At 45.6% G+C, this 10,734-nt stretch carries 11 protein-coding genes and 1 pseudogene; 11 read left to right on the top strand and 1 reads right to left on the bottom strand.

Annotated elements, in window-relative coordinates:
• Positions 1–535 precede the first annotated feature (535 nt).
• The 7 genes from rpmH (at position 536) to mnmG (ending at position 6,906) form a co-directional block, all read left to right on the top strand.
• Positions 536–670 (top strand): 50S ribosomal protein L34, encoded by a 135-nt coding sequence (gene rpmH, locus ETP43_RS16235; RefSeq protein ID WP_022171424.1) that lies wholly within the window; start codon positions 536–538, stop codon positions 668–670.
• Between the two features lie 81 nt (positions 671–751).
• A complete protein-coding gene (rnpA, locus tag ETP43_RS16230; protein WP_022398558.1) occupies positions 752–1,120 on the top strand; it encodes a ribonuclease P protein component in 369 nt (122 codons plus the stop codon).
• Positions 1,101–1,310, top strand: a complete 210-nt coding sequence (yidD, locus tag ETP43_RS16225; RefSeq protein WP_118619854.1) for a membrane protein insertion efficiency factor YidD — start codon at positions 1,101–1,103, stop codon at positions 1,308–1,310. Before rnpA ends, yidD begins: the two co-directional genes overlap by 20 nt.
• 39 nt (positions 1,311–1,349) lie before the next feature.
• Positions 1,350–2,648: a YidC/Oxa1 family membrane protein insertase gene (locus ETP43_RS16220; protein WP_243114322.1), complete on the top strand. Its 1,299-nt coding sequence runs from the start codon at positions 1,350–1,352 to the stop codon at positions 2,646–2,648.
• Between the two features lie 14 nt (positions 2,649–2,662).
• Positions 2,663–3,556: an RNA-binding cell elongation regulator Jag/EloR gene (gene jag / locus ETP43_RS16215; RefSeq protein ID WP_129259345.1), complete on the top strand. Its 894-nt coding sequence runs from the start codon at positions 2,663–2,665 to the stop codon at positions 3,554–3,556.
• A gap of 74 nt (positions 3,557–3,630) precedes the next feature.
• On the top strand, positions 3,631–5,007 hold the full coding sequence (mnmE, locus tag ETP43_RS16210) for a tRNA uridine-5-carboxymethylaminomethyl(34) synthesis GTPase MnmE (protein ID WP_129259343.1): 1,377 nt from the start codon (positions 3,631–3,633) through the stop codon (positions 5,005–5,007).
• A 21-nt stretch (positions 5,008–5,028) separates the two neighbouring features.
• On the top strand, positions 5,029–6,906 hold the full coding sequence (mnmG, locus tag ETP43_RS16205; protein ID WP_129259341.1) for a tRNA uridine-5-carboxymethylaminomethyl(34) synthesis enzyme MnmG: 1,878 nt from the start codon (positions 5,029–5,031) through the stop codon (positions 6,904–6,906).
• Here mnmG and ETP43_RS18715 read toward each other — a convergent pair.
• Positions 6,894–7,046, bottom strand: a pseudogene (locus tag ETP43_RS18715) (DUF6783 domain-containing protein); the annotation flags it as partial. The gene mnmG and the pseudogene ETP43_RS18715 overlap by 13 nt on opposite strands.
• Here ETP43_RS18715 and ETP43_RS18710 point away from each other — a divergent pair.
• From ETP43_RS18710 to ETP43_RS16185, 4 genes are all read left to right on the top strand, one after another.
• Complete coding sequence (locus ETP43_RS18710; protein WP_334295547.1) at positions 6,984–7,154, top strand: DUF6783 domain-containing protein; 171 nt, start codon at positions 6,984–6,986, stop codon at positions 7,152–7,154. The pseudogene ETP43_RS18715 and the gene ETP43_RS18710 overlap by 63 nt on opposite strands.
• 71 nt (positions 7,155–7,225) lie before the next feature.
• Positions 7,226–7,951 (top strand): 16S rRNA (guanine(527)-N(7))-methyltransferase RsmG, encoded by a 726-nt coding sequence (gene rsmG / locus ETP43_RS16195; protein ID WP_118619846.1) that lies wholly within the window; start codon positions 7,226–7,228, stop codon positions 7,949–7,951.
• Positions 7,952–8,819: 868 nt separating this feature from the next.
• Positions 8,820–9,875, top strand: a complete 1,056-nt coding sequence (locus tag ETP43_RS16190; protein ID WP_129259339.1) for an ABC transporter ATP-binding protein — start codon at positions 8,820–8,822, stop codon at positions 9,873–9,875.
• Complete coding sequence (locus tag ETP43_RS16185) at positions 9,859–10,722, top strand: ABC transporter permease (protein ID WP_022399178.1); 864 nt, start codon at positions 9,859–9,861, stop codon at positions 10,720–10,722. The genes ETP43_RS16190 and ETP43_RS16185 overlap by 17 nt, the downstream gene beginning before the upstream one ends.
• Positions 10,723–10,734 lie beyond the last annotated feature (12 nt).

The following is a 10,734-nucleotide window of genomic DNA, read 5'->3' as shown; positions in this document are numbered from 1 at the left end:
GATTTCCTCCATAAGTGCAAGGCAGCTGATAGAACGAGCTACTTTCTCTACCATATCTTATAATAAAATGTGGATTTTAGCAACGACAAAATGTGGATAAGTCGATAAAAAAACGGAGGTAAAATACTTGTCCCGTGGATAAATAAAAAGGCAGCAGGAGTTATACACATCGAAAAATGCGGAAAAACAGGGAATTATGGGAATTGTCCAAAATGTATACACATCATATACACCACTTATCCACAAGTTATCCACATCCGGTGGATAACTTACGTAAACCATGTGTACAGGCTGTGCAAAGATGTGCGTAACCGAAAAAGGGGGGATTCGGTCTGCTATCGGGAGCACGGAAATCGGCGGAGCGCGGATGATCCCGGGAGCCGGATTTTAAGAAAAAAATGAAAAAAATCAGGAAAAAACCGCGATTTGACTTGACTTGCCATTTATTTATGAATATAATTGAAACGATGTTTTCTGACATACATGAAAAGACGATTATAACCGAATAACGGATATTAAAGGAGGTGCCTTAGATATGAAAATGACATTTCAGCCGAAAAAAAGATCCAGAGCAAAAGTTCACGGATTCAGAGCAAGAATGAGCACAAAAGGTGGCAGAAAAGTTCTGGCTGCCAGAAGATTAAAAGGAAGAAAAAGCTTATCAGCATAAGACATAAGACCGCATACATTGTGGTCTTTTCTTCTATCTAAAAGATTTTAAAAAATTTTTCTTTAAAGGTAAGGAATTTCTATGAAATATAAAGATGCAGAGAGCTTAAAAAAGAACAGAGATTTTCAGCTGGTATATAAAACAGGAACATCTTATGTAAATAAGTATTTAGTCATGTATGCGAAAGAGAATCAGCTGGGGAAAAACAGAATCGGAATCTCCGTCAGTAAAAAAGTGGGCAACAGTGTAGTGCGCCACCGGCTCTGCAGACTGGTAAGAGAAAGTTACCGGCTGCATGAGGATGTATTTCGTAGAGGGTTTGATATTGTTGTGGTAGCCCGCGTGAGTGCAAAAGAGAGAACGTTTCGTGAGATTGAGAGTGCATTCCTACACCTTGGCAGGTTACATCACCTTGTAGAGAAGGAAGAACATGAAAGCAATATTGATTAAAGGAATCAGATTCTACCAGAAATATATTTCCCCTTTAAAGAGTACCAAGTGTCCCTATTTTCCGTCCTGTTCGCAGTACGGACTGGAGGCAATTGAAAAATACGGAGCGTTTAAGGGCTCTCTTTTAGCCATATGGAGGATCTTACGGTGTAACCCGTTCTCCAAAGGCGGAGTGGATCCGGTTCCGTAGACTGATGTAATGGGAATTACATTTAAGGAGGAAACATAATTGAATATCGTAATGACGAAGGTTTCGATGCCTATTATCGGATGGGTAAGTGAGATTCTGGGATGGATGATCAATGTGATCTACAGCGGTCTGGAACTGATCGGTATCACAAACATCGGTCTGTCCATTATTTTATTTACACTGGTTGTATATCTTCTGATGACTCCGTTGCAGATCAAACAGCAGAAATTCTCCAAATTGAACGCTGTGATGCAGCCGGAGATCCAGAAAATCCAGAAGAAATACAATGGTAAAAAAGACCAGGATTCTATGATGAAGCAGAATGAGGAGATCAGTGCTGTATATCAGAAATATGGTGTATCTCCAACAGGAAGCTGCGTACAGCTGTTGGTTCAGATGCCGGTTCTGCTGGCTCTGTACCAGGTAATCTACCATATTCCGGGATATATCACCGGAGTAAGAAACGTATTTACCGGACTGACCGCAAAGATCATGTCTGTCGATGGATTTGGCAGTATCATCAGCCAGTTCTTAACCGACAACAAGATAACAATGACCGGAATCTCAGCCAATACAGAATTTACCAAGACAACAACGATTGATTTTCTGTACAAACTGTCCCCGTCACAGATGGAAAAATTCTCACAAATCAGCGATTTCAGCGGATTTTCCGATCTGTTCGATAAAGTAGCGCAGCAGACCAGCCATATGAATACGTTCCTGAACCTGAATATCTCAGATACCCCGCTGGCTATTATCAAAAGCGGTATGGCACAGGGCGGAGCAGCAGGATACCTTCTGGTATTTTCCGCTGCCATGGTTCCGATCCTTGCATGGCTGACACAGTGGATGAACTACAAACTGATGCCGCAGCCAAAGCAGGCTCCGAACAGTGAACCGAGTGCAATGGAAGCTTCTATGAAGAGCATGAATACGTTCATGCCGATCATGTCTGCCGTATTCTGTTTCTCTTTCCCGGTAGGTATCGGTATTTACTGGGTAATCGGTGCTGTGATCCGTTGTATCCAGCAGCTGGTGATCAACCGTAAGATGGAGCAGATGGATATGGAAGACCTGGTTCGCCGGAATCAGGAAAAGATGAAGAAAAAGATGGAAAAAAGAGGTGTGTCTGCACAGCAGATCAACCAGCAGGCAAGAATGAATGCACGAAACATTCAGGCACCTGATAAAACATCCGGTCTGAGTCAGGAAGAAAAAGCTGCACAGAGAAAGAAAGCAACGGAATATTATAATAACGCCAATGTAAAACCGGGCAGTCTGGCTGCCAGGGCGAACATGGTAAAACAGTTTGACGAAAAGAACGCGAAGAAGAAATAGGGGGAGAAAGGGCTATGGAATTCAAAGAGATTACTGCGAAAACCGTCGATGAAGCCATTACAAAGGCTTGTCTGGAGTTCGAGACTTCCAGTGATAACTTAGAGATTCAGGTTGTCCAGGAGGGTACTTCCGGTTTCTTGGGATTTATCGGCAGCAAACCTGCCGTGATCAAAGTTCGTAAAAAGGTGCAGGAAGAAGAATTCGACATCTTAAAAGAGCTTGCAAAAGAAGAGAAAAAGGAAAAGAAAGCCCCTGTTAAGGAAGAAAAGAAAGAACCCAAAAAAGAATTCAGAAAAGAAGTAAAAAAAGAAGCCAAACCGGTAAGAGAGCCGAAAAAAGAGACTGCTGCCAAACCGCAGACAGAAAATAAGGAAGTAAAACCGGTGGCAAAAGAAGCACAGCCGAAGCCGGAACCGAGAAAACCGGTTGTCCGTACCGAAGAACAGGTACAGCAGATGAAACAGGATGCAGAAAAATTCCTGACCGGCGTATTTGGTGCAATGGAACTTCCGGTGGAGATTACCATGAACTATGATAAGACCGCCGATTGCCTGGAAATCGATTTTGCCGGCGAGGATATGGGTATCCTGATCGGTAAGAGAGGACAGACACTGGATTCTCTGCAGTATCTGACCAGCCTGGTTGTCAACAAAGAGCAGCAGGATTATGTCAGAGTGAAAGTAGATACCGAAAACTACAGAAGCCGCAGAAAAGACACGCTGGAAAACCTGGCAAAAAACATTGCTTTCAAAGTGCGTAAAACAAGAAAGCCGGTAGTGTTAGAACCAATGAATCCTTATGAGAGAAGAATCATCCATTCTGCACTGCAGGGAAACAAGTACGTGGAAACATACAGTGAGGGCAATGAACCTTACCGTCATGTCGTAGTTGTTTATAAAGGTAAATAAGTTGTTGAATGGAAAAGATGTTATTTCACGGGGTGTGAGTAGCATCTTTTCCTGTTTTAAGGAGTAAGACAGAGATGACAGGAGATACGATTGCGGCAATTGCCACAGCGATGAGTGCTTCAGGAATCGGCATTATCCGTATCAGCGGTGACGATAGCATGGAGATCATCAGCAAAGTATACCGCTCAAAAGGCGGAAAAAAGAAGATAAAAGAAGCCGAAAGCCATACGATCCATTACGGATTTATCTATGACAACGATACCATGATCGATGAAGTCCTGGTGATGATCATGAAAGGACCGAGAAGTTATACCGGAGAAGATACGGTGGAGATCGACTGCCACGGCGGCGTTCTTGCCATGAAAAAGGTACTCGAAGCCGTGATCCATGCGGGTGCAAGACCGGCGGAACCGGGAGAATTTACCAAGCGTGCCTTCTTAAACGGAAGGATCGATCTGTCTCAGGCAGAGGCGGTGATCGATGTGATCCAGGCGAAGAATGAATACGCACTAAAAAGCTCGTTAAGCCAGCTGAAAGGCTCTGTCTTAACGTCCATCAAAGAGATCCGAAGCAGTATCCTGTATCATATCGCGTATATTGAATCGGCGCTGGATGATCCGGAACATATCAGTCTGGACGGGTACAGCGAAAAACTCGCGCAGACGGTAGAAGAGGAAAAGAAGAAGATCCGTCGTCTGGCGGACTCTTTTGACGAAGGAAAGATGATACGGGAAGGTATCCGGACCGTGATCGTGGGAAAACCGAACGCGGGAAAATCTTCTCTGTTAAATTATCTGGTCGGAGAGGAAAAGGCGATCGTCACGGATATCGCCGGAACGACGAGAGATGTCCTTGAGGAGACAATCGTTTTACAGGGAATCTCCCTTCGGATGATGGATACGGCGGGAATCCGGGCAACGGAAGATGTGGTGGAAAAAATCGGCGTGGAGAGAGCCAGAGCTTACGCAAAAGACGCGGATCTGGTATTATATGTCGTGGATTCCTCCATTCCGTTAGATGAAAATGATGAGGAAATTCTGGAGATTCTCCGGGATAAAAAAGCGATCATTCTGTTAAACAAGAGCGACCTGACTCCGGTGGTGACAAAAGAGATGCTGGAAGCGCGCACGGATATGCCGGTGCTCGCGATCTCCGCAAGACAGGAGCAGGGTGTAGAACTTCTCGAAGAACAGATCAAATCGATGTTTTTTGCAGGAGAATTGTCCTTTAACGATGAAGTATATATTACGAATGTCCGCCATAAGACGGCGCTTGAGGAAGCGTATCAGAGCCTTACGATGGTGGAAAACAGCATTGCCATGGAGATGCCGGAAGATTTCTTCTCTATCGATCTTATGAACGCATATGAGGCGCTTGGAAGGATTGTGGGAGAGTCGGTTGGAGAGGATCTGGTCAATGAGATCTTCAGCAAGTTCTGTACCGGCAAGTAAGAGTGGCAGAAGGAGAAAGAAATGAACAAACTGGTGGAATATATAGATGTCGCCGTTATCGGAGCCGGACACGCCGGCTGCGAGGCATCACTGGCAGCAGCCAGACTGGGGCTTGAAACTATGGTATTTACCGTCAGTGTGGACAGCATCGCGATGATGCCGTGTAACCCGAATATCGGAGGAAGCTCCAAGGGGCATCTGGTAAAAGAGATCGATGCGCTGGGCGGAGAGATGGGAAAGGTCATCGATAAGACCTTTATCCAGTCCAAGATGTTAAACAAATCCAAAGGACCTGCAGTCCATTCCCTGCGTGCCCAGGCGGATAAGAAAAATTACAGCAATACCATGCGCCAGGTGCTGGAAAATACGCCGCATCTGACGATCAAACAGGCGGAAGTGACGGAACTGATCGTGGAAGACGGTACGGTCAAAGGCGTAAAGACGTACTCCGGTGCGACCTATTATGCAAAGGCAGTGGTACTGTGTACCGGAACCTACCTGAAGGCGAGATGCATCTACGGAGATGTCAGCAATTATACCGGTCCGAACGGACTGCAGGCAGCCAATTATCTGACAGATTCCCTGAAGGCGAACGGTGTGGAGATGTTCCGTTTCAAGACCGGAACACCGGCGCGTATCGACAAACGGTCGATCGATTTTTCAAAGATGGAAGAGCAGAAGGGAGACGAGAGAGTCGTTCCGTTTTCTTTCTCCACTGACCCGGAAAGCGTCCAGATCGATCAGGTATCCTGTTGGCTGACCTATACCAACGAGAAAACCCATGAGATCATCCGGGAAAATCTGGATCGTTCCCCGCTGTATTCCGGTATGATCGAGGGAACCGGTCCGCGGTACTGTCCGTCGATCGAGGACAAAGTGGTAAGATTTGCAGATAAATCCAGACATCAGGTATTTATCGAACCGGAAGGGCTGAACACGAATGAAATGTATGTCGGCGGTATGTCCAGCTCCCTGCCAGAGGATGTCCAGCATGAGATGTATCACTCCGTACCGGGACTGGAACACGCAAAGATCGTGCGCAATGCCTACGCGATCGAGTACGACTGCATCAACCCAAGACAGCTGATGCCGACACTGGAATTTAAAAATATCAAAAATCTGTTCAGCGGCGGACAGTTTAACGGAAGTTCAGGCTATGAAGAGGCAGCTGCGCAGGGGCTGATCGCGGGTATCAACGCGGCATTGAAAGTCAAAGGTGAGGAACTACTGGTACTTGATCGATCCGAAGCTTATATCGGAGTATTGATCGACGATCTGGTAACAAAAGAAAACCATGAGCCATATCGTATGATGACAAGCCGCGCCGAGTATCGTCTGCTGCTCCGTCAGGATAACGCGGATCTGCGGCTCCGCGAAAAAGGCTACCGCGTCGGACTGATCAGCGAGGAACAGTATCAGGATATTCTTGAGAAAGAACGGCTGATCAAAGAAGAGATCGAGCGTGTGGAACATGTCAATGTGGGAGCATCCAAACCGGTACAGGAACTTCTAGAACAGTATGGAAGTACCCCGTTGACCTCCGGCTCCACACTGGGCGAGCTGATCCGCCGCCCGGAACTGAACTACGAAGTGCTGGCACCAATTGATAAAAACCGTCCGGAACTCCGCTATGACATCCGGGAACAGGTCAATATCAACATCAAGTATGATGGATATATCACCCGTCAGTTAAAACAGGTGGAACAGTTCAAAAAACTGGAAAGCAAAAAGATCCCGGAAGATATGGATTATGATCAGGTCAAGAGTCTGCGCATCGAGGCCGTACAGAAATTAAAACTGTACCGCCCGGTAAGCATCGGCCAGGCCTCCCGTATCGCAGGGGTATCTCCGGCGGATGTATCGGTGCTGCTGGTATATCTGGAAAGTCATCGCGCGTAAAATGAGATATATGTGTGGCAGCAGAAGTTTCTGCTGCCGCCTACCTTAGAGCGTGTCTGAAAAATCATTTCCGCAATCTGCAAGCCCCACTTTGCGGTATATTTTACCCTCATTCGGTTGCCGTAGCCCGCTACGCCGCCCTCATTCGGATAAAATCTCCCACAAACTGGGACTCGCAGCTCACGAAAAGCCTTTTTCAAACACGCTCTAACGCAGATGAAAGAAATATGAAAAAAAATGTAAGATAAGAAGTAACTATTCAGCAGGTAGAAACTGTGAATGTACTGGACAGTTACGATAAGAAAAGAAAGGAACAAGCATGGCTCAATACGATACCACATGGTTTGAAAAAGGACTTGCCGAGCTGGAGATCACATTAAATGAAAAACAGATCGAACAGTTTCTGACCTACTATGAACTTCTGGTGGAATGGAACAAAGTGATGAATCTGACGGCCATCACCGAATACGAAGAAGTCATCACCAAACACTTCCTGGACAGCGTAGCGTCTGTCAAAGTGTGTGATTACAGCAAACCGATGAAAATCCTGGATCTTGGAACAGGCGCCGGATTTCCCGGCATACCGTTAAAAATCGCTTTTCCGGATCAGGAGATCGTCCTTCTCGACTCCCTGAACAAGCGCGTCAAATTCCTGAACACCGTCATTGAAACCCTCGGTCTCACAGGAATCCGCGCTATCCACGGAAGAGCCGAAGACTACGCCCGTCAGGCAGACTACAGAGAACAGTTCGATCTGTGTGTCTCACGCGCTGTAGCCAACCTGAGTACGCTATCCGAATACTGCCTGCCCTATGTAAAAACAGGCGGTTACTTCATCCCGTACAAGTCCGGCAGAATCCAGGAGGAACTGACCGAAGCCCAAACCGCTATCAAAATCCTCGGCGGCAGCCTGGAAAAAACCGAAAAATTCCAGCTGGCAGATACCGACATGGAAAGATCCTTCGTAGTCATCCGAAAAACCAAACCAACCGGCAAAAAATTCCCAAGAAAAGCCGGTTTACCATCCAAAGAACCAATCAAATAACACATCAACACAAGAAAACCCCGTGAGAAGCCGAAAAACGGCTCAAAACGGGGTTTCTTTGCACAAGTCAACAAACAATATCGGATCACATAGTAAAAACGCCAATATAGGGAAAATACGAGGAGAGTAAAAATAAGATCATTAGAAATTGGTGGAAGAAAATAAAAAAGTTATATATCATAAAATTGAAAACTAAAATAAGACATAACCTGCGATTGAATCTGAAAAACTATGAAAAATAAAGACAGAGAACAGATATAAAGTGTCCGGCATACGAATCTGAAAACAGACCAGAGAAAAATCACTCCCATGAACATTCTTCTACTACGCGCATCTAAAAATCACACAAATCATATAAGCTATTCTTTCGAAAATGATTTTAAAATATCAACTCTGAATATAGGCCATAAATGTCACCCCGTAACGTTCCGTCTACACCACGCTACACATTTTGACTCTTACATTTTCAGACATATTCTCCAGTCAAAAAGCCAAAAATCGCCGTCCCCAACAGTTCCCATAAATATCAGCCAATAACGTTCCCCACACACCTCCTCTTCAGCTTTGAATACCCAGCTCAGATCCCTCGTATCTTCCCCAGATGAGCCGCTTGTCGAGCACGAGTTTGAGACTACAGGCTCAAACCGAGCGCAGACCCGGCCATATGGGGAAGATACGAGGGATCTGAGCGTCCGACTATTCACCTCCCCCTCAAACCGAGCGCAGACCCGGTCGCGTGGGGAGGAGCGTGAGTCCGGAAGCGTTCGGGTAATCAAAGTCACACATATTTCACAAAGAAAACACAAACATTTCGAAACTTCATCACACTTTCTCTATAAAATAATACCAATAAAGGAGGTAACAAATTGTGATAGAAGTGAAGAATTTAGTAAAGAAATACGGTGATCACACTGCTGTCGATCACCTGTCATTTCACGTGGAAAAAGGCCAGATCTACGGCTTCTTAGGTCCCAACGGCGCCGGAAAATCCACAACCATGAACATTATGACCGGCTACATCGCGTCTACATCCGGCGAAATCCTGATCGACGGACATAACATTCTGGAAGAGCCGGAAGCCGCAAAAAAATGCATCGGATACCTGCCGGAACAGCCTCCGCTGTACTTCGATATGACGGTAGCTGAATACCTGAAATTCGCGGCAGAACTCAAAAAAATCCCGAAAAACGAAAGAGAAACCCAGATCGAACAGGTTATGGAACTGACAGGCATCACCGCGATGGCAAACCGCCTGATCAAAAACCTGTCCAAAGGATACAAACAGCGAGTAGGACTTGCCCAGGCGATCCTCGGATATCCAGAGATCATCATTCTGGATGAGCCAACCGTAGGACTCGATCCGAAACAGATCATCGAGATCCGTGAACTGATCAAGAAACTCAGCGAAGAACACACCATTATATTAAGTTCTCATATTCTGTCAGAAGTAAGTGCTGTCTGTGATTACATCATGATCATCAACCACGGAAAACTGGTTGCAAGTGATACCACAGAAAACCTGATGAATCATTCACTGGGAAGCAACACCCTGGAACTTACTGTAAAAGGAGAAAAACAGGACGTTAAAAATCTGTTGCGCGGAGTAGAAGAAATTCAAAAAATAGAGTGGAAAGCGGAAGAAAACGAAAAAACAGTGAGTATGGTGATCACAACAGAAGAAAAGACGGATATCCGTGAAAAACTGTTTTATATGATGGCAGATGCAAAAATGCCGATCCTGAATATGCAGTTTACGAAAGTATCTCTCGAAGACATCTTCCTCGAACTGACACAAAACGAAACAGCCCCTGTTACGGACGAACAGGACACCGAACCGGAGTCCGTACCGGAAGATGAAACCGGTACAGACGTGGAAAAAGAGAATGAAACAGAACAGGAGGCTCACGATGAAAGCGATTTATAAGAAAGAAGTAAAAAGTTATCTGACCTCTATGATCGGATATGTATTTATATTTTTCATTCTGCTTCTGGAAGGCATCTATTTTACCGCCTATAACCTGCAGAATGCATACCCGTTATTTGGCAACACCTTAAGTGCCATTACCGTTATGTTCCTGATCCTGGTGCCGATTCTGACGATGAAAACCATCGCAGAAGAACGCAAACAGAAGACCGATCAGCTGCTTTTGACAGCTCCGGTATCGGTTGGTGAGATCGTTACCGGCAAGTTCCTGGCAGTATCTACCGTTTATGTGATCCCGCTGCTGATCATCTGTCTGTATCCGCTGATCATGGGAAAATACGGCACGGTATCCTATGCGATGGCATATACGGCAGTGCTTGGATTTGCCCTTCTCGGATTTGCTCAGATCGCAGTCGGAATCTTCTGGTCATCTGTTACGGAAAATCCGGTCATTGCAGCAGTTGTAACCTTTATCGTGCTGTTTATCTGCTACATGATCACCGGTATCGGATCCCTGATTCCGGACAGCTCCATGGCGTCTCTGACCTGCTATATGATCCTGGTTCTGCTGGCTGCTGTATGGATTTACCATATGATCCAGAACCTGTGGATTGCAGCGGTTATCGGTATCGCAGGGGAAGCGGCGCTTGCCATCACCTATATGGTAAAATCCACACTGTTTGAGGGAAGCATTCAGAAATTCCTGGATGTTTTCAATATTACCAGTCACTTTGATAACTTTACAAACGGTATTCTGGACCTGCAGGGAGTGGTATATTTCCTGTCTGTGATCATTATTTTCCTGGTTCTTACGGTTCAGACCATTACCAAGAGAAGATGGAATTAGGAGGCTGGAAGA

The organism is Blautia faecicola (genome assembly GCF_004123145.1).
Taxonomy (GTDB): Bacteria; Bacillota; Clostridia; order Lachnospirales; family Lachnospiraceae; genus Oliverpabstia; species Oliverpabstia faecicola.
Note: the sequence above shows the minus strand (reverse complement) of the source record. Positions and strands in the feature narration are given on the sequence as shown.

Bases quoted from the DNA above. Each gene is read 5' to 3' on its own strand.
- rpmH (WP_022171424.1), top strand. From the start codon at position 536: ATGAAAATGACATTTCAGCCGAAAAAAAGATCCAGAGCAAAAGTTCAC.
- rnpA (WP_022398558.1), top strand. From the start codon at position 752: ATGAAATATAAAGATGCAGAGAGCTTAAAAAAGAACAGAGATTTTCAG.
- yidD (WP_118619854.1), top strand. From the start codon at position 1,101: ATGAAAGCAATATTGATTAAAGGAATCAGATTCTACCAGAAATATATT.
- jag (WP_129259345.1), top strand. From the start codon at position 2,663: ATGGAATTCAAAGAGATTACTGCGAAAACCGTCGATGAAGCCATTACA.
- mnmE (WP_129259343.1), top strand. From the start codon at position 3,631: ATGACAGGAGATACGATTGCGGCAATTGCCACAGCGATGAGTGCTTCA.
- mnmG (WP_129259341.1), top strand. From the start codon at position 5,029: ATGAACAAACTGGTGGAATATATAGATGTCGCCGTTATCGGAGCCGGA.
- rsmG (WP_118619846.1), top strand. From the start codon at position 7,226: ATGGCTCAATACGATACCACATGGTTTGAAAAAGGACTTGCCGAGCTG.
- ETP43_RS16185 (WP_022399178.1), top strand. From the start codon at position 9,859: ATGAAAGCGATTTATAAGAAAGAAGTAAAAAGTTATCTGACCTCTATG.